The following is a 23198-nucleotide window of genomic DNA, read 5'->3' on the forward strand; positions in this document are numbered from 1 at the left end:
GAGATCGTCACGACGCCGGGATCGATCGACGGCGTGCGCGTCGAACGCGTCATCACGACCGGCACCTTCGCCCTGGACGGGGGCGAGTGGGAGGTCGACAACAACATCTGGCTCCTCGGCGACGACGAGGAGGTCGTCGTCATCGACGCGGCCCACGAGGCCGAGCCCATCATCGAGGCCATCGACGGGCGCACGGTGCGCGCCATCGTGCTCACCCACGGTCACAACGACCACATCAACGCCAGCAAGGAGCTGAGCGAGGCGACGGGCGCCCCCGCTGGATCCACCCCGACGACCGCATGCTGTGGGACGCGGTGTTCCCCGAGGAGGAGCCCGACGCCACGCTGACCGAGGGCCAGACGATCGAGGTCGCCGGCGCGCGCCTCACCGTCCTCCACACGCCCGGTCACGCCCCGGGCTCGGTGTGCCTGCACAGTCCCGAACTGGCCGTGCTGTTCAGCGGTGACACCCTGTTCCAGGGTGGCCCCGGCGCGACCGGCCGGTCGTTCAGCGACTTCGACACGATCGTCGCCTCGGTCACCGACCGGCTGCTGACCCTGCCGGGGGAGACCCTCGTCCTCACCGGGCACGGCGACTCCACGACGATCGGCGCCGAGGCCCCTGACCGTCAGAAATGGATCGACGACCAGGCCTAGGAGACTGCTGAACAATGGCGCGCCTCCCGAGGTCCTCGGGCTGACCTGAAATTCTGAGGTCATGCAGGGTGAGGCCGATCGGCAGCGTGAGCTGCTGGATGTTGAGTCAGTGGCTGGTCATCTGCTCGAGCCGGGCAGCGTGTTCGCGTTGTTGGCCGAGCATCGGGACCGGTTGTTCCCGAGCGAGTTGTTCGCCGACCTGTTCCCGACCGGCCGCGGTCGGCCCTCGATCCCGGGCGAGGTGATTGCCTCGGTCATCGTGCTCCAAGCGCTCTACGGCCATTCGGACCGCGAAGCCGTCGACGCCTTGACCTTCGACCTGCGGTGGAAGGCCGCGTGCGGGTACGCGATCGACAAGCCGGGTTTCGACCCGTCGACGCTGACCTACTGGCGTCGCCGGCTGGCCGCGAGCAACCGGCCGCAGCGGATCTTCGAGGTGGTCCGCGAGGTGATCACCGAAACCGGGGCGGTGGCAGGGAAGCAGCGTCGGGCGCTGGATTCCACGATCCTCGACGACGCGGTCGCCCGGCAGGACACCGTGACGCAGCTGATCGCGCAGATCCGCCGCGTGGGTCGTGAGGTTCCTGGCGCCAAGGGCCTGATCACCGAGCACTGCACCCGCCTGGTTGTGTTGACCGGACAGGACTACCACTTGACCGGGAAGCCGCCGATCGCGTGGGACGACCCGGCTGCTCGTGAAGGGCTGGTGTCCGCGCTGGTCGGCGACGCACTCGCCCTGCTCGCTGTGCTGGATGTCGAGGCCATCACCAAGACGGGCGGGAAGCCGGCTGATGCGGTCGCGCTGCTGGCGCTGGTCGCGGGCCAGGACGTGGAGCCGACCGAGGACTCCGATGGCACCGACGGCCGGTGGCGCATCGCCCGGAAGACGGCGCCGGATCGGGTGATCTCGACCGTCGACCCCGACACCCGACACCCGACACGCCCACAAGACCCGGAAACGACGCCAGGACGGGTTCAAGGCCCACGTCGTGGTGGAGCCCGATACCGGGTTGACCACCGTGTGTGCGTTGACCAAGACCAACGGCCCGGCCAACTCCGATGCCACCGTTGGTGCCGAACTGGTCACTGCCGACTCGACCCTGGCAACCGACCAGCAGGTCGAGGTGCTCGGGGACTCGGCCTACGCCACCGGCGACATGCTCCACACCCTGGACGGCAAGAAGTGGCTACCGCTGCTCAAACCGTGGCCGCTGCGCCCCACGGTCGAAGGCGGATTCACCCTCGATGACTTCCGCTACGACGCCGACGCCCTGACCTGCCCGGCGGGCATCACCAGGAAGCGGTCCGCGAAGGGTACCGTCACCTTCGGTGCCGCCTGTCGCGGCTGCCCGCTACGACAGCGATGCACCACTTCGGCAAGCGGGCGCACGGTGTTGATCGGCGAACACCACCAACTGCAACGCGAACACCGCAAACGAGCCGCCGATGACGGCTTCCAGGCCCACTATCGGCAGCACCGACCGATGGTCGAACGCTCGATCGCCTGGCTCACCCGCGGCGCCCGACGCGTCCCATACCGAGGCGTCGAGAAGAACAACAACTGGCTCCACCACCGCGTCGCCGCCCTCAACCTGCGTCGACTCCGCGCCATGGGTCTCACGATGATCGACGGAGCCTGGGCCCTGGCCTGACGGGGCCCTCGCGGGCTCAATCCGCCCCTTGCACGCGGCTGCAGAGCCGCGCAGGATGGCCCACGGCGGGCGGAACGACCCCGTTGTCGCACCCAGAGTGCTGACTCAAACTCTCCGCTCGACGGCCTTGGCGGCGATCCGCCCGCCACCCACGCCGCCAGATGACCGGTTGTTCAGCAGTCTCCTAGGTGGGCCTAGGTGGTTTCAGCAGACACCTGGTGACGTTGCCCGATCCGCGAGGGGCATCCGGTGGCGGTCAGGCGTCGAGTTCCAGGGCTCGTGCGGTCGCGTGCAGGCCGTCGTCGTTTCCGGTGCGCGCGGCTGAGGCCAGCGCGGTGTCGGCGAGCTTGATGACGTGCTCTCCGCCGTGCGCGAGGGCCGCCTGCCACAGGTCGTCGGCCGTCCGCCCCTCCAGTGCCGTGTCGGGGAGGTCGCCGGTCGCCCGATAGGCCGCGACGACCGCACACGTGGCGGCCCACGCAGCCCTGACCGACTGTTCGTGCAGTGATGTCGGGAGGTGCGGCAGCACCCGGGCGACCGCCGCGGGTGCCGTGGCCGCGTGGACGAGCATCGTCGGCTGTCCGTGCGCCCCTCGCGCGTAACGGGCGACTGCGGCGTCGACGACGGCCTCCAGCGCGTCGAGCGGCTCTGCCGGCGGGCCCCAGGCACCGACCGCCTCGATCCACCCCGGCGTGGTCGGCAGTTGCGCCAGCCGGGTGCGGATGCGGTCTTCCTGCTCGGGCACCGGGGGACTCCGGCGAGGGCAGCCTCGGTCGTCAGATCGCCGAACGGAACGCTGGTGGGCACCGGCTCCCACCGCGCCGCCCAGTACGCCAGCGCGTGGGCCAGTTCGTCCAGGCGCGGCCCCGTCTCGTGCTCCGTCAGCGCCTGCACGGCGTGACCGACACGGATGACGCCGTGCGTGGCCCCGGCGGCGATGCCGGGCAGGAGTCGCGGCCACCACGTCGTGAGGACCTCGTTCCACGGCTGTTCGCGGACCTGCGTGAGCATGAGACCGATCCAGTCACGGGAGCGGGTGGCGTCGCCGAGGGGGTCACGCCACGCCTCCGGGCGGATCGGGTCGACGCCGCGTGGCAGGTCGTCGAGGCGCTGGGAGTAGGCGTCGGTCCAGGCGTGGATGCGGTCGCCCTCGCCGCGGCGGGCGAGCGCCTCGACGACCATCGGGCCGTGGTTGGTCAGATGGCCGTCGAACTCGGGGCCGGTGGCGTGGTAGCGCTCGAGGGCCTCGTCATAGGTGCCGGGTGCGATCATGACGCCAGTGGACGATGTGAAGTGGACTTGAGGTCAACCCCATGAGCCGACCTGCGGACCCGATCCGGCGCACGGACCCGATGGCGATCGGCGACGTCGCAGCCCGCAGCGGTGTCGCGGTGTCGGCGTTGCGTCACTACGAGAGCCTCGGGCTCATCGCCGCCGAACGCACGCCGGGCGGGCACCGCACCTTCCACCGGGCCGTGCTGCGCCGCCTCGCCGTCATCCGGGCCGGTCAGCGAGTCGGGTTGTCGCTGGAGGAGATCCGCGCCTCGTTCGGCGGGCTCGACCCCCACGACGCGCCGACGCGCACCCAGTGGCGGACCATCTCCAAGCGGTGGGCCCCGCTGCTGGACGCGAGGATCCTCGAGCTGCAGAAGGTGCGCGACAGCCTCGAGTACTGCGTCGGCTGCGGATGCCTGTCGATGCGTCAGTGCGCCCTCTACAACCCGCAGGACACCCTCGGCGGCGGGTCCGCGCCCGGCGCGCGTCGCCTGTTCCCCGGCGCACCCGAGGAGGAGTGAGTCCGGCTCACCCGCGCCGGGACCGTACGCTGGGGTGATGCCGTTGGACTACCCGATCGAGGAGACGACGCTGCCCAACGGGCTGCGCGTCGTCGTCAGTGAGGACCACGCCGCGCCGGTGGTGGCGGTCAACCTGTGGGTGGGCGTGGGGTCCCGCCACGAACAGCAGGGAAGGACCGGATTCGCCCACCTCTTCGAGCACCTGATGTTCCAGGGGTCGCGCAATGTCGCGAGCGGAGAACACTTCTCGGCGTTGATGGGTGCCGGCGGGCGGCTCAACGCGACGACGTGGTTCGACCGCACCAACTACTTCGAGACGCTGCCCTCGAGCGCGCTCGACCTCGCGTTGTGGCTCGAGGCGGACCGGCACGGGTATCTCCTGGACGCCGTCAATCAGGAGAACCTCGACAACCAGCGCGACGTGGTCAAGGAGGAGAAGCGTCAGCGCTACGACAACCAGCCGTACGGCGAGGCGCTGCACCACCTCTACGCGAGCGTCTTCCCGGTCGGCCACCCCTACCACCACCCGACGATCGGGTCGATGGAGGATCTCGACGCTGCGACCGTGGAGGACGTGCACGCCTTCTTCCGGCGCTACTACCACCCGGGCAACACGGTGCTCACCCTGTGCGGAGACGTCTCGCCCGACGACGGATTCGCCGCGGCAGAGCGGTATTTCGGTCCGCTGACCCCGGGCGCGGACGTGCCCCCGGCCTCGACCCCGCCCCTGGCGCCGGGGGAGGCGAGCAGGGTCGAGGTCGACCAGGAGGTCCCCGCACCCCGCCTCTACCTGGGCTTCCGCCTCCCGCAGGACCACACGACCGACTTCGACGCGGCCTCCCTGGCCATGGAGATCCTCGGTGGGACCGCGATCTCCCGCCTGGAGAAGCGACTCGTCCGCGGCCGTGAGATCGCGACCTTCGCCTCGAGCGCCGCGCTCGGCCTCGCCGACGGGGTCTCGCTGGGATTCCTCGCCGCTCAGCCCGTCGACGGGGTGTCCTTGGACGAACTCGAGGACGCCGTGGTCGCCGAGCTCGAGGACCTCGCGGCCACCGGGCCCACCGATGTGGAGATGCAGGCCGCCTCGGCCCAGAACGAACGCGAGTGGCTCTCGACCCTCGGCGACGTCGAGCACCGCGCCGACCAGATCGGGCGACTCACGACCCTCTACGCCGACCCCGGCGGCATCAACACCTACCTCGACCGGCTGGACGCGCTGTCCGCGGACCACGTCCAGGAGGCCGCGCGCGCGTGGTTGCGGCCTGAGCATCGAGCCGTCGTCGCCTACGCAGGAGGCCAGGCATGAGCACCCGACCCGTCATCCCTCGCCCCGGCCCGTGGACCTTTCCCGAGCCGCAGCGGCACGACCTCGGATGTGGCGCCGACCTGCTGACCTTCGACATCCCCGGTCAGCACGTGGTGTCGGTGCAGATCGTCTCCCCGTTGCCGCTGGATTCCGAACCGGTGCACCTCGAGGGGTGGGCTCGATCATGGCACGCACCCTGGACGAGGGGGCGGGCGAGCACGACGCCGAGGAGATGGTCGAACTCCTCGAACGCACCGGTGTGGCCATGCACGCCGGCGTCGGCGAGCGGGGTCTGGCCGTCGACCTCGACGTCCCGTCGCGGCGCCTGGCCGAGGCGCTGGAGCTCGCGGTGGACGTCGTGACCCGGCCGCGCTTCGGCGAGGCGGAGGTGCGACGTCATGTCCGGACGCGCCTGGCCGAGATCGACCAGGAGGACGCCAACCCCGGCATGCGTGCGGCCCGCGAGTTCGCGGCCACGTTCTACGCCGACGGCACCCGAGCCTCGCGGCCCACGGCGGGTTCGCGCGAGACCGTGGCGGCCCTGACGTCCGAGGACGTCCGCGCCCATCACGCACGTCTCTCACCGCGCGGGTCGACCGTCGTCGTCGCCGGTGACCTGCGGGGACTCCCGGTCAGCCGTCTGGTGGACTCGGCGTTCGCCGGTTGGTCCGGCCCGGGTGCGCAGGGCGAGCCCGAGCCGCTGCGCCGCGCCACGGACGCCGCGCGCATCGTCGTGGTCGACCGGCCTGGCAGCGTGCAGAGCGAGCTGTATCTCGGCTGCGCCGGACCCGATCGCCGCGTCCCGGGCGGCTGGGCGCCGTTCCCCGTGCTCGCCTACCTCCTCGGCGGATCTCCGAACGCCCGCCTGGACGCGGTGCTGCGCGAGGAGAAGGGATACACCTACGGCATGCGTGCCGTGTCCCGGCCGCGCACCTCCGGTGGGTTGTTCATCGCCTCGGGATCGGTCCGCACCGAGGTCACCGCCGAGGCACTCGAACTCACCCTCGGGATCCTCGATGACGCCGCGCAGGGGTTCACCGCGGAGGAGACCTCCGCCGGCGTCGACTTCCTCGCCCTGACCGCTCCCGGCCGATACGCCACCGCCGACGCGGTGGCCGCGGAGGCCGCCGCGCGGGCCTTCGACGGACTGGGCACCGCCCACACCACGCAGGTGCTCGCCGACACCCTGGCCCTGTCGGCCGAGCGCGTCTCACAGGCCTACGTCGATCACATCGACCGGCGGCGGACCGTCGTGATCGTCGGTGACGCCGACCGGATCGTCGGTCCGCTCGAGGCGCTCGGCCACCCCGTGTCCGTCGTCTCCTGACACCTCACGTCCGCCTCGCTGCCGCGGGGGTGAGGCGGGGGTGAGCGGTCAGGAGGCGGCGGAGTCCGTCGCCCGAAGGCGGTCGAGGACCTGGTCGTGCAGCAGCCCGTTGGTGGCCAGGGCGCCTGCGCCCCACGGCCCGCCCTCACCCTGCAGGGAGGAGAAGCGGCCACCGGCCTCGGTGACGATCGGCACGAGAGCGGCCATGTCGTGCACCTCGAGCGAGGGCTCGCAGGCGATGTCGACACCGCCCTCGGCCACCATCATGTAGGACCAGAAATCGCCGTAGGCGCGGGTGCGCCACACGTCGTCGGTGAGGCCGAGGAACTGCTCGTGCAGGCCCGCCGCACGCCATTCGGTCAGCTCGGAGTAGGACAACGAGGCATCGGTCAGGCTCGAGACCGAGGACACCTTCATGCGCCGTGCGCCCGCGAGCGAGCGGCCCGTCCAGGCGCCCGTGCCCCGCGCCGCCCACCAGCGGCGGTTGAGCGCCGGCGCCGACACCAGACCGACGACGACCTCGTCGTCCTCCACCAGCGCCATGAGAGTGGCCCACACGGGGACTCCGCGGACGTAGTTCTTCGTGCCGTCGATGGGATCGACGATCCACTTGCGGCTGCCGTGCCCGGTGGTGCCGCCCTCCTCACCCTGGACGGCGTCGCGCGAACGCGCCCGCTTGAGCTGGCTGCGGATCAGCTCCTCGGCGTCCCGGTCGGCGTCGCTGACGGGCGTCAGATCGGGCTTGGACTCGACCACGAGATCCTCGGCCTGATAGCGCCCCATCGTGACGCGTTCGACGGAGTCGGCGAGGACATGGGCGAGGCGGAGGTCGTCGTTGTAGTCGGGCACGACTCCACGCTATCGCCCGAAAGGACCTGGAGGGGGCAGGGATCGGCGCCCGCGGCGCGTGTCCCGCCGATCCGTGCTCAGTCCTCGGGGTCGGTGTAGGGCGAGGGGATGGAGTCGTCGCCGACGGTGGAGGCGTGGTCGGGCACCTCGAGCTGCAGGGAACGGTCGGTGCGGCGGTACCCCGTCGACGCCGGACGCTTGGGCAGCTTGAGCTTGGGCTGGTCGACCTGCTCGTAGGGCACCGAATCCAGCAGGTGGGCGATCATGTTGATGCGCGCCGCACGCTTGTCGTTGCTCTCGACGACGTTCCACCGCGCCTCGGGGATGTCGGTGTGGACGAACATGTCGTCCTTGGCGCGGCTGTAGTCCTCCCACCGGGTGAGGGATTCCAGATCGGTGGGGGAGAGCTTCCAGCGCCGCATCGGATCGGTGAGCCGGGACTCGAAACGCTTGACCTGTTCGGCGTCGCTGACGGAGAACCAGTACTTGCGCAGCATGATTCCGTCCTCGATGAGCATGCGCTCGAAGATCGGGCATTGGCGCAGGAACCGGCGGTACTGCTCGGAGGTGCAATACCCCATGACGCGTTCGACGCCGGCGCGGTTGTACCAGGACCGGTCGAACAGACGGATCTCACCGGCGGCGGGCAGTTGCTCGACGTAACGCTGGAAGTACCACTGGGTCTGCTGCCGCTCGGTCGGAGCCGGGAGGGCGACGATCTGCGCGGTGCGCGGGTTGAGGTATTCGGTGACCCGCTTGATGGCGCCGCCCTTGCCCGCGGCGTCGCGGCCCTCGAAGACGATGACGAGACGCTGCCCGCTCTCCTTGATCCACTGCTGCATCTCGACGAGTTCCTGCTGCAGACGCAGGAGCTCGGCCTCGTACACGGACTTCTTCATCTTCTTCTTCTGAGCCATCCCTTGATGATGGCACCCCGGCGCGATCGGCGGAGGTTTGGCCTCAGCGGTTGTGCGCGCCGTGCGAGGTGTCGCCGCGGGCGTGCAGCAGGCGGCGCAACGAGTCGAGCCGCGCCCGACCGGCCGCCCCGGCGTGTCCGCCCTCGACCCACGCGTCCAGGCCGCACTCCGGCGCGTCGTCGTCGTGCGTGCACCCACGCGGGCAGTCTTCGAGGCCACCCGCCATGTCGGGGAAGTGGGTGACGATGCGGTCGATGTCGATGTGGGCCAGCCCGAAGGACCGGACGCCGGGGGTGTCGACGATCCATCCACGGGTTCCGGCCTCGTCGGGCGGCAGCTCGAGGGCGATCGCGGAGGTCGACGTGTGGCGACCACGGCCGGTGACGTCGTTGACGTGCCCGGTGGCGCGGTCGGCGTCGGGCACGAGGGCGTTGACCAGGGTCGACTTGCCCACCCCGGAGTGACCGACGAGGACGCTGACCCGACCCGACAGGTACTCCCGGACCTGCTCGACCGCCCCGATCTGCTGGATGCCGTCGACGGGCTCACCCGTGAACGACGTGACGACCATGGGCACCTCGAGCGCGGTGTAGGCCGCGAGCAGCGCGGGAGGGTCGTCGAGGTCGATGCGGTCGGCCTTGGTGAGCACGAGCAGCGGATCGAGCCCGGCGTCGTAGGCGGCCACCAGGCACCGGTCGATCATCCGCGGCCGCGGCTCGGGATCGGCGAGGGCCGTGACGACGACGAGCTGGTCGGCGTTGGCGACGATGACCCGCTCGACCGGATCGGTGTCGTCGGCCGTGCGGCGCAGCACCGACCGGCGGGGTTCGATCCGCACGATGCGTGCGAGCCGGTCCGGCCCGCCGCGCAGGTCGCCGACGAGCGCGACGTCGTCACCGACGACGGCGGCCTTGCGCCCCAGCTCGCGCGCCCGCATGGCGATGACCGTGTGGTCCTCGACGCGCACGGTGTACCGGCCGCGGTCGACGGTGACGACGGTGCCGATCACCGCGTCCTCGTGCCGGGGTCGCTCCTTGGTGCGCGGGCGGGATCCCCGGCGACCGGGCCGGACCCGGACGTCGCTCTCGTCGTAGCGGTTCGCGAGGCGGCTCACCCGCGGCTGCCGGTGTCGGGTCCGCCCACCATCGACTCCCACATGTCGGCGAACGCGGGCAGGGTCTTGCCGGTCGTGGCGATGTCCTCCACGAGGACACCCGGCGTGCCGAGGGCGAGCACCGCGGCGGCCATGCCCATGCGGTGGTCGGCGTAGGTCTGCAGGGTCGCGGGCCGGAACTCCCCGGGCCGGATGTGCAGGCCGTCGTCGAGGATCTCGACCCGGCCACCCACCGCCCCGATCTCGTGGGCCAGGGCGCTCAGCCGGTCGGTCTCGTGTCCGCGCAGGTGCTCGACGCCCCGCAACCAACTGGGCGAGTCGGCGAAGGCGGCCACCGCCGCGACGACGGGGGTCAGTTCGCCGACGTCGTGCAGGTCGACGTCGAGCCCGTGGGGCCGGTCGGGACCGGTCACCGTCAGACCCTCGCGGGTGAGGGTGACCTCGCCGCCCATCGCGTCGAAGATGTCGCGGATGCCGTCGCCGGCCTGGGTCGTGTGGTGCGGCCAATCAGGTACGTGCACACGGCCGCCCGTGACCATCGCGGCGGCGAGGAAGGCCGCGGCGTTGGACAGGTCGGGCTCGACGACCACGTCGAGAGGATGGATCGGCCCGGGCTCCACGCGCCAGGTGTTGGAGTCGCCGTCGTCGACGGCCACCCCGGCGTCGCGCAAGGCCTCGACGGTCATGACGAGGTGCGGCTCGCTCGGAACCGGCTTGCCGTCGTGGACGACCGTGATGCCGGCGGTGAAGCGCGCTCCCGCCAGCAGCAGCCCGGAGATGAACTGGGAGCTCTCGGAGGCGTCCATCTCGACCAGGCCACCGGCGACGGCGCCGCGGCCGTGGACCGTGAACGGCAGGAGGCCGGGTGCCTGCGCGGAGTCCTCGACGGTGACACCCAGGACGCGCAGCGCGTCGAGGCCGGTGGCCATGGGCCGCCGGCGTGCCCTCGTCGCCGTCGAACCGGACGGGGCCGTCGGCGAGCGCGGCCACCGGCGGCAGGAACCGCATCACGGTGCCGGCCAGGCCACAGTCGATGTCGACGTCACCGCGGACGACCCCCGGCGTGACGATCCAGTCGTCGTCGACCTCGACGATCTCGGCTCCCAGGGAGCGCAACGCGCCCGCCATGAGCTCGGTGTCGCGGCTGCGCAGCGGGGACCGCAGTCGTGAGGGCCCCTCGGCGAGGGCAGCCAGCACGAGGTAGCGATTGGTCAGGGACTTGCTGCCCGGCAGCCGCACCGTCGCGTCGACCGGGGTCGACGTCGACGGTGCGTGCCACAGCACGGGATCCGGGATCACCTGGAGCGCGTCCTCGGTGCTCAGTGGATGGCGAGCTTGGCCTGCGCCTTGGCCAGGCGGGCCTCGCGCTTGGCGACCTTGGCCGCGTTCTGGGCCCGCCAGGCGATCCCGGGCTTTCCGGCCGTGTCGACGGCGGCGAGCATGACGCCGCCGAGGAGGCCGAGGTTCTTGAAGAACTGGATGCGCTGCATCGTGCGCGCTCCGGCCTCCTCCTCCTTCCAGAAGGCGTGGCCGACCACCGTGGTGGGGACGAGGGAGGCGGCGAGGACCGTGCCGGCCAGGCGCGGCATCCGGCCGGTGGCCAGCATCAGGCCGGAGACGGCCATGAGGGCGCCGTTGGCGCGGACCAGCATCTCGGGGTCGTTCGGAGCCCCCGTCAGGTCGGCGACCTTCTCGGCCACCGGGGCCGCGACCTCGACGCGACCGCCCGGGTGGCGAAGGGCGTCGAGGCCCCCGCTGACGAAGATGGCGGCGAGCATGGGACGGGCGAGTCGACGGATCATCGGTGCTCCTTGTTGTCGGGTCGACGGACCCCGACCTCGACGGGGACCCGCTCCTACCGTAGTCGGCATGACCGACACGTGCCGTGCGGTGTCGGCCGCGGGGCTGCCGGGCTACCGTCCTGGAGAGGGTCCGGTGGGTCCGGTGCACAGCCGGGCGGGCGGGCGCATCGAGGCGTCGACCGGTGGGGGCGACGTGAGAACACGAGGAGGGCCGGATGTGCGGTCGGTACGCGGCGTCGGCGGGCAACGACGACCTGGTGGAGGAGTTCGACGTCGTCCTGGACCGCACCGGTGAGCCGGTGCGCTCCGTGCTGAAGTCCCCGCAGGACCCGCCGGCCGGGAGCCCCGATCACAACGTGGCACCCAGCAAGAACGTGCGGGTGGTGCTCGAGCGTGTGCCGAAGAACGGCGACGGGGGAGCCGGTGATGGCGACGGCAGCAGGGACCCGGTGCGTCAGCTGCGTCTGCTCACCTGGGGGCTCGTGCCGTCGTGGGCCAAGGACCCGTCGGTGGGGGCACGGATGACCAATGCCCGTGCCGAGACCGTGTTGGACAAGCCGGCGTTCCGCAAGGCGGCGTTGGCCCGTCGGGCGATCGTCCCCGCCGACGGATGGTACGAGTGGCAGAAGAGCCCGACCGTGAAGCTCGACGGCAAGCCCCGCAAGCAGCCGTTCTTCATCCACCGGGCCGACGGCGCGCCGGTGGCTCTGGCGGGGTTGTACGAGTTCTGGAAGGACCCCTCGCTCGATCCGGCCGACCCGGTGTCGTGGTTGACGACGGTCACGATCGTCACGACCGCTGCCGAGCCGGGCCTGGACCGCATCCACGACCGTCAGCCGCTCGTCCTCGAGCCGGAGGACTGGGGGCGATGGCTCGGTCCGGGCACGGACGACCCCGACGAGGTGGCGGCGTTGTTGGCGTTCGCCACGCCGGGCAGGTTCGACGCCTACCCGGTGGGTCGCGCGGTCGGGTCGTCGCGGGTGAACGGGGCGGGTCTGCTCGAGCCCGCCCCACCGGAGGAACTGCAGGGAGTCCTCGACCCGGCCACGGGGGAGATCGTCGGCTGAGGCCCGCACGTTCGCGAGCGCAGCGAGCCTGAACGTGCGGAACGGAGGTACGCCGCGGCGCCAGCCGTGTCAGTGCAGTTCCGGGGGTACACGGGGGCGGAGCCCCCGTGCGTAGTGAGCCTGAACGTGCGGAACGGGGGGCGTCGCGACGTAGTCGCGTCGATGCAGTCGGGGGCACACGGGGGCGGAGCCCCCGTGCGTGGGCGGAGCCCCCGTGCGTGTGGGAATGCGGGCGTCACCGGTTGTCGTTGACGCTGCTGTCCGCGAGTTGGCCCGAAGGAGAACAGCGTGCTGGTGATGACCGACCGCTTCCAGCCCTCACGCGTCGGGGTCGCCGGCGGGGAGAGCGCGAGCGGCATCCCGATCGGGGCACTACCCTGGAAGGTGATGAACCAGTCGCCTGCACCGCCGGCTTCGCGCCCTGCGCCCGAACCCGGTGAGAAGAGTCCTGTCAGAGCCGCAGACTCCTCGGAGTCCGACGAGCTGATCGTCGATGTGGCGAGTGAGTCGTCCGCGGATCGTGCGGCGCGTTTCGAGCGTGACGCGATGCCGTACCTGGATCAGTTGTACAGCGCGGCGTTGCGGACGACGCGTAATCCGGCGGATGCCGAGGATCTGGTGCAGGAGACGTATGCGAAGGCGTTCGCGGCGTTCCATCAGTACAAGCCGGGGACCAACCTCAAGGCGTGGCTGTACCGCATCCTCACGAACACCTACATCAACTCGTATCGCAAGAAGCAGCGTCAGCCTCAGCAGTCCGACGCGGCGGAGGTCGAGGACTACCAGTTGGCTCGTGCGGAGTCGCACACGTCCACGGGTCTGCGTTCGGCCGAGGTGGAGGCCCTGGATCATCTGCCGGACAGTGATGTGATCCGGGCGCTGGCGTCTCTGGGTGAGGACTTCCGGCTGGCGGTGTACCTGGCCGATGTCGAGGGCTTCGCCTACAAGGAGATCGCCGAGATCATGGACACGCCGATCGGCACGGTGATGTCCAGGCTGCACCGGGGGCGACGTCAGTTGCGTGAGCTCCTCACCGATTACGCGATCGAGCGCGGGTACACGGGGGTGGGGTCGTGAGTGCCGAGCCCGTCCGCCCCACCGACTGCTCGGAGTTCCGCTTGCGGGTCTACGAGTACATCGACGCCGAGATGGAAGAGGTCGACTGCGGCCGTATCCGGGCGCATCTGGCCGAGTGCGGCACCTGCATGAGCGAGTACGAACGTGACCTGGTGCTGAAGGCGCTGGTGCGTCGGTCGTGTGCGTGTGAGCCGGCGCCGACCACGTTGCGCATGCAGATCCTCGCGCGCATCACGACGGTCACCGTCGAGGTCCGCTCGGAGGACTCCCGCGGCTGAACCGTTGCCGGCACGCGCCGGAGGGCCCCTACCGATCGATCGGTGGGGGCCCTCCGGCGTTGACTGCGTCAGGCTCAGGCGTTGGGCTTCTTGCCGTGGTTGGCCTTGTTTCCCTTGCGGGAGCGACGCTTACGGGCTCGCTTGCTCATGTGTGCTCCTTCGTTGGCAGTTTCGTGCCTCGGCTGTATCCTCCCACAGGCGCCCGCCTGGTCCCAAGCCGCCGCGGGGCTCCCGTGTGTGTGTGGTGCCTGCGACCGGCGAGTCGGTCGAGTTCCGGCGAGTCGAGCGCGTCACGGGGTGAGGCCTCCGGTATTGATCTGCGTGGTCGGTCCTGCCTGCTGTCCAATTCGGACGTTCGACCATTTGTCATATTAGCGTAAAAGGAGCAAAGAATGGGCAAAGTCGCCCGAAACGTGTCTTGTCGGGCGTCCGAAGGTGGATATATTGAAGGCGCATTGAAAGCCGATGGGGGTCGGAACTTCATTGCTATTCCTCGATATTCATTGCCCGCCGGCCGCTCCGGTCAGTTACCGATCTGTCCCTGGGGGAGAGGTGCGGCGGTGGGCCTCACCACATGGAGTTGATTCCGATGACCGCTGCCCGCTGCTGGTGGTGGACCCCGTCCTTCTGACGGTGGTTCCCCTCCTGAAAAAACCCTGACCCTCGTCTACCATCGAGGGATGAATCGACAGCCGCCGCAACAAGATCGGCTCGGACCGCAGTCCGCGGGCCCCGGGTCGACGACGGCGGTAGGCATTCAGGACGCCCGTCCCGGCCCCGGCCGTGGCGGGCGTCCTGCCGTTCTCGTCCTCACCGTGGTGGTGGCGGTGCTCGCGGTCTGCATCACGTGGGCGGCCGACTCCTACCGTGAGGCGCGGATCGAGGACTTCCCGGCGTTCACCGTCCTGCTCGTGGCGGCCGCGGCCAGCGCCGGCCTCCGGTTCGGGCACGCGCAGCAGCGCGTCTCCTTCTCGTTCACCGCGGTCGTGCTCCTCGCTGCGATCCCGCTGGTGGGGCCGCTCGGGGCGGTCCTGCTCGGTGTCGGTGCGGCGGTCCTCGACGCACGTCAGGGGTGGTGGCAGGCCTGGACCTTCAACGGCATGATGTTCGGCCTCGCCGCGGCCGTGGCCTCCCTGGTCTACGGCGCCGTGGGTGGCGCCTTCGTCGTCGACGGGCGGCTCGTCGTGAACACCCCGGGCACGCCCGGCCCCGAGGTCCTCATCACGTCGGTGCTCGGCCCCCTGCTCCTGTCCGACATCGCGTTCCTCCTCACCAACCTGGCGGTGCTGCTGGTCGTCACGCGCAAGGACGCCGCCGCCCCGAGTCGGGTCCGGCTCGTGGCGGGGGTGTTGTGGACCTCGCCCCTGTTCCTCGCCTGGGGTGTCGTCGCGTTCGTCGTCATCGTGCTCTGGGCGCAGGCCGGGGTCGGTCCACTCGCGATCCTGCTGGTCATCGCGCCGTTGGTCATGGCTCGGCACATCTACGGGTTGTTGTCGGACGAGCGGCGGGTCCGCGCGAGCATCATCGACGCCCTGGCGGGTGCGGGTCGGGACAACGGCATGCTGGCCCACGGGGATCGGGTCGTGGGCTACGCGACGGCCATCGCCGCCGAGATGGGGCTCCGCCCGGCGGAACGGTCGGTGCTGCAGTACACCGCGCGCCTGCACGGCGTCGGGTCCCGGCAACCGTGCTCCCGCGCCCTGCGCCTGGGGGCCGACCCCGGGAGAGCGTGGCGGCGGCGCTGGTCGCCCACCAGGTCGTCGGCCTCATCGGCTTCCTCGACGCCTCGGCGCAGGCGATCCGCCACCAGGCGGAATGGTTCGACGGCTCGGGCGGCCCCGATGGCCTGTCCGGATCGGTGATTCCGCGGGACGCGCGGATCCTCGCAGTCGCCGACGCCGTGGACCTCGCCGTCCGGAGCTCCGGGTCGGACCGGCCGGCCTGTGAGGCACTCGTGGAGATCCGGGCGCTGGCCGGGACCAGGTTCGACCCGGCCGTCGTCGACGCCTTCGCCCGCACCCTCCGTCCGCCACCTGATGGACCCGAGCTCGAGATCGAGACCGAGTCCCAGCCCGAGCCCCTGGCACGGCCTGCGTCGGCGGTGGCTGCGGAGCCGGGGGTGTCGCGGGCCTCCACCGGACGGCGGCAGGGTCTGGGGAGGGCCCGGCGTCTGCGCTCCGGTGGGGCGGCGAGATGATGCGCTACCGGGCCGCGGTGGCCGTCACCGGAGTGTTCTTCGCGGCAGGTGTGGTCCTCGCGGTTCTGGCGGCCCTCGGTGCCTCACCCGCCGGCGCGCCGCAGGCCGACGGGACGCTGCTGCTGCTCATCTACTTCGCGGCGATCCTGTTCGGCGCCACCCTCCAGGTGCACGAGAGCGACGAGAGCTCGCACATGGTCGACGTCGGGGACACCGCCGCGCTGGCGTTGAGCATCACCTACGCGCTCCCGGCGGGTCCGGTGACGCCCGGTGTGAGCTGGGTGGTGGGGGTCTCGGCCGCCGGGTTGATCGGAGGCGGGATCCTCTCGGGCCTGATGTCTCCGGTGGGCCTCAGCGCGGTCGTCGGGCGGGCCCTGCCGCGCGTCGTCTCCGTCGCCATCCTCGCCACCCTCGTCCACGGCCGGATGGACGATTCCGAGATCGGTGACCTGCTGCGACAGGAGCCGGGGAATGCCGTCGCCGTGTTCCTGCTGGCCCTCGTGTATCTCGTGCTCCTGCTGGAGGCGCCGTTGCGGGCCGAGTTCACGGACCGTGAGACGGAGAGTCGGCGGGAGGCGCACCTGTCGGCGCTGCGCGAGAGCGTTCTGCTCGGATTCCTGCCGGCCTCGACGGCGGTCCTCATCGCCCTCGCCCAGCCCTACCTCGGCCTGGCGACCCTGCCTGTCCTGCTCCTGCCCCTGGCGTTCAACCAGATCGCCGTCCGCCGCCACGAGGAGCTGCGGGGCCACTCGCGGCAGAGCGTGCTCGCTTTGTCCCGGATGCCCGAGGCGATGGGCCTGGTCCGCCCCGGGCACGCCGCCCGCGTGGCGCGCCTCGCCGTCCGGATCGCCCGCGAACTCGATCTGGGTCGCCGGGAGATCGTCGAGATCGAGCGTGCGGCGCTCCTGCACGACCTGGGGCAGGTCCGGCTCGCCATGCCCGTGCCCTCCGGGGCCACCGTCCTCGCCGCGCCCGCCGACCAGGAGGACATCGCCGCCGTCGGTGCGGCGATCGCCCGCGCGACGGGCGTCCTCGACGCGGAGTCCGTCCTCATCGAGGCGCAGTCCCTGCCCTATCAGCACCACGTGTCGCACGTGCGCACGATCCCGCTGGGCAGCCGCATCCTCAAGGTCGCCAACGCCCACGACGACCTGCGCACCGGCGAGGTCGGCGGCCTGCCTCCCGGGGACGCCCACGCGGCCCTCGAACGGATCTACCTCGGGCTCGGCCACGAGTACGACCCCCGCGTCGTCGAGGCGCTGGCGGAGACTCTCGGCGCCGGGGTGTCGGGACCGGGCACCGGAGCCGCGGAGGTCGCGACGCCCTAAGATCGCCCAGGAAGCATCGAACCGTCGGCGGCAGCGCCGGAAGTGAGGAACCGCTCGTGAACATCACCGTCGTGGGCCTGGGCAAGATCGGCCTCCCGCTCGCCGTGCAGTTCGCCGGCAAGGGGCACCGCGTCCTCGGCGCGGACGTCAACCCGGCCGTCGTCGAGACCGTCAACGCCGGCAACGAGCCCTTCCCCGGTGAGGCCGACCTGCAGACCAAGCTGAGCACCGCCGTCGAGGCCGGTCTGCTCGAGGCCACGACGGACACCGCCGCCGCCGTGTCGGAGTCCGACGCCGTGGTCATCGTCGTGCCGCTGTTCGTCGACGCCGAGGGAAAGCCCGACTTCGGGTGGATGGAGTCGGCCACCCAGGACATCGCGCGTGGTCTGCGCCCGGACACCCTGGTGTCGTACGAGACGACCCTGCCCGTGGGCACCACCCGCACCCGGTGGAAGCCGATGCTCGAGGAGGGGTCGGGCCTGGTCGAGGGCAGCGACTTCCACCTCGTGTTCTCCCCCGAGCGGGTCCTCACCGGCCGCGTGTTCGCCGACCTGCGCAAGTACCCCAAGCTCATCGGTGGGCTCGACGGACTCGGCGGAGCCGGCGCCCGCCGCGGCATCGAGTTCTACGAGGCCGTCCTCGACTTCGACGACCGGCCTGACCTGACCCGCGGCAACGGTGTCTGGGACCTCGGCTCGGCCGAGGCCGCCGAGATGGCCAAGCTCGCCGAGACCACCTACCGCGACGTCAACATCGGACTGGCCAACCAGTTCGGCCGGTTCGCCGCCGCCAACGGCATCGACGTCTACCAGGTCATCGAGGCCAGCAACTCCCAGCCGTACAGCCACATCCACCGCCCGGGCATCGCCGTGGGCGGCCACTGCATCCCGGTCTACCCGCGCCTGTACCTGTGGAACGACCCGGAGGCCACCGTGGTCCGCGCCGCCCGCGAGGCCAACGCCGACATGCCGTCCTACACCGTCGGTGTCGCCACCGGCGCGGCCGGCGACCTGTCCGGCAAGACGGTCGCCGTGCTGGGGGCCGCCTACCGCGGCGGCGTCAAGGAAACGGCGTTCTCCGGCGTCTTCGCCACCGTCGAGGCGCTCCGGGCGCAGGGGGCGACGGTCGTCGTGCACGACCCCATGTACTCCGATGACGAGCTGGCGAAGTTCGGGTGGACCCCCTACCGGCTCGGTGACGCCGTCGACGTGGCCATCGTGCAGGCCGATCACGCGGAGTACCGGGAGCTGTCGGCGAGCGACCTCCCGGGCGTCTCCGTCGTCATCGACGGCCGCAACCACCTCGACCCCGCCCGGTTCGAGGGCGTCACGTTCCGGACCGTCGGGCGCGCCTGACCCGCGCCCCCGCCCAGATCGGCGACCGGCCGTCACCTCCTCCGAGGTGACGGCCGGTTCGTGTATCCGGTTGCGGTGATAGCAGGTTCGGTCCGTGAAGGATTCAGCTCGTGAGGGTGCGGTGCTACCAGGTGCGGAAGGTCGACGTCGCCTTGTCGGTCGGGACCGAGAGCACTTCACACCCGGCTCCGGCACGACGGCGGGGTATATGTCGTGGTGCAGCGGTGATCTCGACACGAAGAACAACACGGACAACATCGACGGCGTGGGCTCTCTGAGCGCTGCAGGTCAGGAGGTCGACCATGGCCATGGGGGCGTCTCGATGTCGTCGGTGTTGTTCTTCGCACCTCGCCTATCCGGGTGGTGAGGGCGGGCGACGCCGGTGGACGGTTCCCGGTTGTCGGGGACGCTCCGCCTACCCTGGGTGGGTGCGCTATCTCTCCACCCGTGACGCCAGCGGCGACGCCTCCCAGCGGTTCTGCGACATCCTCATCGGCGGGCTCGCCCCCGACGGCGGTCTGTATCTACCGGAGTCCTACCCGCAGGTCGACGACGCCACCCTCACGTCGTGGCGGCGTCTGCTCGAAGAGAAGGGGTACGCTGCCCTCGCGCACGCGATCCTGTCCCTCTACATCGACGACATCGACAGCGAAGACCTCCTCGGCATCTGTCGCCGGGCCTACACGGCCGAGAAGTTCCGCACCGAGGACATCGTGCCGGTCACCCGGCTCGACGAGCGCCTCGCCCTCGGGCACCTGTCGAACGGCCCGACGGCGGCGTTCAAGGACATGGCCATGCAACTCCTCGGCGAGCTCTTCGAGTACGAGCTGGCCCGCCGCGACCAGAGTCTCGCCGTGCTGGGCGCCACCAGCGGCGACACCGGCAGCTCGGCGATCTTCGCGCTCAAGGGCCGGGCGCGGATCCACGTGTTCATGCTCAGCCCGCTCGGTCGGATGACGCCGTTCCAGCAGGCGCAGATGTTCAGCGTGGACGACCCCAAGGTCGTCAACCTCGCCGTCGACGGGGTGTTCGACGACTGCCAGGACATCGTCAAGAAGGTGGCCTCCGACCTGGAGTTCAAGGAGTTGCACCGGCTCGGCGCCGTCAACTCGATCAACTGGGCGCGGCTGCTCGCCCAGGTCGTCTACTACGTGGCGTGCTGGATCCGCTGCACCGAGCGCAACGACCAGCAGGTCTCGTTCTCGGTGCCCACCGGCAACTTCGGCGACGTCTGCGCCGGCCACGTCGCCAAGCAGATGGGGGTGCCGATCGACGCCCTCGTCGTCGCCACCAACGAGAACGACGTCCTCGACGAGTTCTTCCGCACCGGCGTCTACCGGGTGCGCAGAAGCGCCGAGACGCAGGAGACGTCCAGCCCGTCGATGGACATCTCCAAGGCGAGCAACTTCGAGCGGTTCGTGTTCGACCTGCTCGGGCGTGACGGTGCCCGCACCGCCGAGTTGTTCTCGGGTCTGGGCACGGGCGAGGGGTTCGATCTGTCGGACGTCCCGGCCTTGGCGCAGGCGCGCTCCCGGTACGGATTCCGCTCGGGCCGTTCGACCCACGCCGACCGCGTCGCGACCATCGCGGCCGTGGACAAGGAGTTCGGGGTCGTCGTCGACCCGCACACGGCCGACGCGCTGAAGGTCGCCTTCGACGTCCTCGACGGCGACGACGTCGCCACCCCGGTGGTCGTCCTCGAGACGGCCCTGCCGGTCAAGTTCGCCGAGACCATCCGCGAGGCCCTCGGACACGACCCGGAGACCCCCGAGGCGTTCGCCCACCTGGCCGACGCCGAGCGCCACGTCACCGAGATCGACAACGACGCCGACCTCGTCAAGAAGATCATCGTCGAGACCCTCACCTGAGCGACGCTCTGTTTCGAGGCGCTCGGGGGCTCGCACCTGGGGTCAGGGTCGGTGCCACTCGTACGGGGTGGTGGTCGTGACCTCGACGAAGCCCGACCTCGCGAGGATGGGGCGGGAGTACGGCGTGCAGTCGCTCTGGATCAGCGTCTTGCCCCGGTCGAGCGCGGAACGTGCCCGTGCGGCGGTCAGCGCGCGGTAGATGCCGCGGCGGCGCCAGTGTGGCCGGGTCGCCCCACCCCAGATGCCGGCGAACTCGGTGTCCGGCACCGGTTCCAGCCGCCCCGCGGACACGATCGTCCCCTCGGCCTCGGCGATCCACAGCTCCATGTCGTCCGTGCCGAGCGACAACCGGTACAGGAGCGCGTCCGCCATCGACGTGCTCGGCGGGCCGCCGAACACCTCGTCCTGCATGGCGGCCATGGCTCGCACGTCGTCCTCGTCCGTGATGCGCCGCAGCGTGATCCCCTCCGGCAGCGCCGGTGCGTCGGCGAGATCGACGGCGCGGCCGATCATCACCGATTCCCGCTCGCCGGCGACGAACCCGTGCGCGATCAGCGCCGCGGCGAGCTCGGCGTCGCCCTCGTCGTGACCACGGGTCTTCCACTCCACCTCGACCACCTCGGAGTCGGCGAGGTAGTGGGCGAGGGTCTCGCCGACGAGCGCATCGAGGTCGGCGCGGGAGAGTCCCGCGAGGGCACCGAGCTCGTGGACGACGAACCCACGACCTCCGACGTAGGTCGAGCGCAGGACCGACCCGTCACGCTCCCACCGCAGGGCCGAGGCGAACTCGGCGTCGCCGCGGAGCTGGGTGTCGTAGGCGTCAAGGAGGTCCGCGCTCGAGTGTGTCATCTCCGAAGCATCGCCGGTGCGCTCCCCGGAGTCACCGCATTTTCTCCCTCCCGCGGCGCGGCGCCCCGGGCCTGCGGTGAGCACTCGCCGACGCGCGCCGCGGACCGGCCGGCCGTAGCGTGGGCGGAGATCTGTGGAGCCGATCCCCTACGCACTCAGGAGCATCCGTGAAGAAGCCCGACGTGGTACGCAACGCCGAGAAGCTCGTCCGCGACGACGAGGAGGGCAAGATCTTTCCGTCGCAACAGCAGACGCCACCCGGTCTCACCGGCGAGATGGACCCGGTGCCCGACCACGGCGAGCAGACGTGGAGGGGCCGCGGGCGCCTGGAGGGGTTGAAGGCGTTCATCACCGGCGCCGACTCCGGGATCGGTCGGGCCGTGGCCATCGCCTACGCCCGTGAGGGTGCCGACGTGGCGATCGGCTACCTGCCCGAGGAGCAGGTGGACGCCGAGGAGACCGCCCGCGTGGTCGAGGAGGCCGGACGCACCGCCGTCCTCGTGCCGGCCGACCTGCGCACGAACGAGGAATGCGTGCGGTCGATCGGCGAGGCCGTCGAGGGTCTCGGCGGCCTGGACATCCTCGTCAACAACGCGGGATACCACTGGGAACGCAGTGGCGAGGGTCTCGAAGGGCTGGACCTGGAGGAGATGGACCGCACGTTCCGCACCAACCTGAACGCGATCCTGTGGCTCAGCCGGGCGGCCTTGCCGCACCTGGGCGAGGGCGCCTCGATCATCAACACGAGTTCGGTGCAGGCCTACGATCCGTCGACGTCGCTGCTCGACTACGCGGCCACGAAGGCCGCCGTCAACAACCTCACGGTCAACCTGGCAGCGGACCTGGGCCCGAAGGGCATCCGCGTCAACGCCGTCGCGCCCGGTCCGATCTGGACGCCGCTGCAACCGGCGACGCGGTTTCCGGAGAAGGTCGAGTCGTTCGGCGCGAACACCCCGCTCGGTCGAGCGGGCCAGCCGTCGGAGATGGCGGGCGCCTACGTGTTCCTCGCCTCCCCGGAGGAGGCCAGTTACGTCTCCGGCACGGTGATCGGCGTCACCGGCGGCCGCCCGGTCTTCTGATTCCGACGTTTCGTCTCACCCGCGGCGGGCCTGGTCACCGACCAGGCCCGCCGGGCTGAGCGTGATCGGGAACGGGCGGCTCACCGACAGCGTCTGCTCACCCTCGGCCGCGCCGACCTCGACGAACAGGCCGTCCTGCAGGTCCCAGGCCGTGATGCTCGGCGGAGTGGCATCGGTGCCGGGATCGACGACCCAGTAGGAGGCGCATCCCGCCTCCTCGTAGCGCGCCTTCTTGAGGTTGAGGTCGTACAGGCGGGTGCTGGGGGAAAGGATCTCCACGGCGAGCAGGGGCGCGGTCGGCAGGCCTCGCTCTGTCAGCTCGTCCATCGAGGCGACGAGGACATCGGGCTGCAGCGAGGTGTCGGGCGCGAGCCGGACGTCGAAGGGGGCGGCCAGGACCTCCAAACCGGCCGGGCAGAGAGCATGTAACGCGCTGCCCAGCCGCATCGAGATGCGCTGGTGACGCCGGCTCGGCGCGGGTGTCACGACGAGCAGCCCGTCGAGCAGTTCGTACCGGTTGCCGTCGTCAGGCATGGTGTCGAGGTCATCGACGGTCCAGGTGTGTCGAGTCGGCAGGGTGGTCATGGTGCCCATGGTCGCTGTTCCCGTCGTCGTGGTCCAGGGTCATGAGGCGATCATCGACGTTGAGTGTGGTCTCGGCGCAGCGTCATCCACAGGGTG

At 70.8% G+C, this 23198-nt stretch carries 20 protein-coding genes and 3 pseudogenes; 14 read left to right on the forward strand and 9 right to left on the reverse strand.

Features of this window, described 5'->3' with window-relative positions:
• The first annotated feature begins 33 nt into the window (after positions 1–33).
• Positions 34–656: pseudogene (locus QQK49_RS04715) on the forward strand (MBL fold metallo-hydrolase).
• Between the two features lie 61 nt (positions 657–717).
• Positions 718–2308 (forward strand): annotated as a pseudogene (locus QQK49_RS04720) (IS1182 family transposase).
• 256 nt (positions 2309–2564) lie between these two features.
• Here QQK49_RS04720 and QQK49_RS04725 read toward each other — a convergent pair.
• Positions 2565–3053: a hypothetical protein gene (locus QQK49_RS04725; RefSeq protein WP_284302941.1), complete on the reverse strand. Its 489-nt coding sequence runs from the start codon at positions 3051–3053 to the stop codon at positions 2565–2567.
• Between the two features lie 568 nt (positions 3054–3621).
• Here QQK49_RS04725 and soxR point away from each other — a divergent pair.
• From soxR to QQK49_RS04740, 3 genes are all read left to right on the forward strand, one after another.
• Positions 3622–4104, forward strand: a complete 483-nt coding sequence (gene soxR, locus QQK49_RS04730) for a redox-sensitive transcriptional activator SoxR (protein ID WP_284302942.1) — start codon at positions 3622–3624, stop codon at positions 4102–4104.
• A gap of 37 nt (positions 4105–4141) precedes the next feature.
• Complete coding sequence (locus QQK49_RS04735) at positions 4142–5410, forward strand: M16 family metallopeptidase (RefSeq protein ID WP_284302943.1); 1269 nt, start codon at positions 4142–4144, stop codon at positions 5408–5410.
• A gap of 184 nt (positions 5411–5594) precedes the next feature.
• Positions 5595–6737: a M16 family metallopeptidase gene (locus tag QQK49_RS04740; protein ID WP_284302944.1), complete on the forward strand. Its 1143-nt coding sequence runs from the start codon at positions 5595–5597 to the stop codon at positions 6735–6737.
• Positions 6738–6785: 48 nt separating this feature from the next.
• Here QQK49_RS04740 and QQK49_RS04745 read toward each other — a convergent pair whose 3' ends face one another.
• From QQK49_RS04745 to QQK49_RS04765, 5 genes and pseudogenes are all read right to left on the reverse strand, one after another.
• Positions 6786–7586, reverse strand: coding sequence for an inositol monophosphatase family protein (locus tag QQK49_RS04745; RefSeq protein WP_284302945.1), 801 nt, complete (start codon positions 7584–7586; stop codon positions 6786–6788).
• Between the two features lie 77 nt (positions 7587–7663).
• Positions 7664–8503, reverse strand: a complete 840-nt coding sequence (gene ppk2 / locus QQK49_RS04750) for a polyphosphate kinase 2 (protein ID WP_284302946.1) — start codon at positions 8501–8503, stop codon at positions 7664–7666.
• A 43-nt stretch (positions 8504–8546) separates the two neighbouring features.
• Entirely contained in the window at positions 8547–9617 is a 1071-nt protein-coding gene (gene rsgA / locus QQK49_RS04755) for a ribosome small subunit-dependent GTPase A (RefSeq protein ID WP_284302947.1), read from the reverse strand.
• Positions 9614–10913 (reverse strand): annotated as a pseudogene (gene aroA, locus QQK49_RS04760) (3-phosphoshikimate 1-carboxyvinyltransferase). The gene rsgA and the pseudogene aroA overlap by 4 nt, the downstream one beginning before the upstream one ends.
• A gap of 23 nt (positions 10914–10936) precedes the next feature.
• Entirely contained in the window at positions 10937–11419 is a 483-nt protein-coding gene (locus QQK49_RS04765; protein ID WP_284302948.1) for a DoxX family protein, read from the reverse strand.
• Positions 11420–11634: 215 nt separating this feature from the next.
• Here QQK49_RS04765 and QQK49_RS04770 point away from each other — a divergent pair, with 215 nt between their 5' ends.
• The 3 genes from QQK49_RS04770 to rsrA all read left to right on the forward strand — a co-directional run bounded on the left by QQK49_RS04770 (position 11635) and on the right by rsrA (position 13841).
• Entirely contained in the window at positions 11635–12486 is an 852-nt protein-coding gene (locus QQK49_RS04770) for an SOS response-associated peptidase (protein ID WP_284302949.1), read from the forward strand.
• A 297-nt stretch (positions 12487–12783) separates the two neighbouring features.
• Positions 12784–13563: a sigma-70 family RNA polymerase sigma factor gene (locus tag QQK49_RS04775; protein ID WP_431310570.1), complete on the forward strand. Its 780-nt coding sequence runs from the start codon at positions 12784–12786 to the stop codon at positions 13561–13563.
• Positions 13560–13841, forward strand: coding sequence for a mycothiol system anti-sigma-R factor (gene rsrA, locus QQK49_RS04780; RefSeq protein WP_284302951.1), 282 nt, complete (start codon positions 13560–13562; stop codon positions 13839–13841). The genes QQK49_RS04775 and rsrA overlap by 4 nt, the downstream gene beginning before the upstream one ends.
• Before the next feature lie 74 nt (positions 13842–13915).
• Here the strand turns inward: rsrA and QQK49_RS23160 are convergent, their stop codons facing one another.
• Positions 13916–13990: a 50S ribosomal protein bL37 gene (locus tag QQK49_RS23160; protein WP_431310571.1), complete on the reverse strand. Its 75-nt coding sequence runs from the start codon at positions 13988–13990 to the stop codon at positions 13916–13918.
• A gap of 531 nt (positions 13991–14521) precedes the next feature.
• Between QQK49_RS23160 and QQK49_RS04785 the strand changes: the two genes are divergently transcribed.
• The 5 genes from QQK49_RS04785 (at position 14522) to thrC (ending at position 20589) form a co-directional block, all read left to right on the forward strand.
• Positions 14522–15703, forward strand: coding sequence for an HD-GYP domain-containing protein (locus QQK49_RS04785; RefSeq protein ID WP_284302952.1), 1182 nt, complete (start codon positions 14522–14524; stop codon positions 15701–15703).
• Entirely contained in the window at positions 15640–16038 is a 399-nt protein-coding gene (locus tag QQK49_RS04790; RefSeq protein WP_348536250.1) for an HD-GYP domain-containing protein, read from the forward strand. The genes QQK49_RS04785 and QQK49_RS04790 overlap by 64 nt, the downstream gene beginning before the upstream one ends.
• Complete coding sequence (locus tag QQK49_RS04795; RefSeq protein ID WP_284302954.1) at positions 16035–17366, forward strand: HD-GYP domain-containing protein; 1332 nt, start codon at positions 16035–16037, stop codon at positions 17364–17366. The genes QQK49_RS04790 and QQK49_RS04795 overlap by 4 nt, the downstream gene beginning before the upstream one ends.
• Positions 17367–17422: 56 nt before the next feature.
• Positions 17423–18721 carry a nucleotide sugar dehydrogenase gene (locus QQK49_RS04800; RefSeq protein WP_284302955.1) on the forward strand — a complete coding sequence of 433 codons (1299 nt, stop codon included), beginning with the start codon at positions 17423–17425 and terminating at the stop codon, positions 18719–18721.
• A 428-nt stretch (positions 18722–19149) separates the two neighbouring features.
• Positions 19150–20589 carry a threonine synthase gene (gene thrC, locus QQK49_RS04805; RefSeq protein WP_284302956.1) on the forward strand — a complete coding sequence of 480 codons (1440 nt, stop codon included), beginning with the start codon at positions 19150–19152 and terminating at the stop codon, positions 20587–20589.
• 42 nt (positions 20590–20631) lie between these two features.
• Here the strand turns inward: thrC and QQK49_RS04810 are convergent, their stop codons facing one another.
• Positions 20632–21438 (reverse strand): GNAT family N-acetyltransferase, encoded by an 807-nt coding sequence (locus QQK49_RS04810; protein ID WP_284302957.1) that lies wholly within the window; start codon positions 21436–21438, stop codon positions 20632–20634.
• Between the two features lie 167 nt (positions 21439–21605).
• On the opposite strand from QQK49_RS04810, the gene QQK49_RS04815 reads away from it, so the two are divergent.
• Positions 21606–22517 (forward strand): SDR family oxidoreductase, encoded by a 912-nt coding sequence (locus QQK49_RS04815; protein ID WP_284302958.1) that lies wholly within the window; start codon positions 21606–21608, stop codon positions 22515–22517.
• 15 nt (positions 22518–22532) lie between these two features.
• Here the strand turns inward: QQK49_RS04815 and QQK49_RS04820 are convergent, their stop codons facing one another.
• Positions 22533–23102 (reverse strand): Uma2 family endonuclease, encoded by a 570-nt coding sequence (locus QQK49_RS04820; RefSeq protein WP_284302959.1) that lies wholly within the window; start codon positions 23100–23102, stop codon positions 22533–22535.
• Positions 23103–23198 lie beyond the last annotated feature (96 nt).

The organism is Mobilicoccus caccae, assembly GCF_030161635.1.
Classification (GTDB): domain Bacteria; phylum Actinomycetota; class Actinomycetes; order Actinomycetales; family Dermatophilaceae; genus Mobilicoccus; species Mobilicoccus caccae.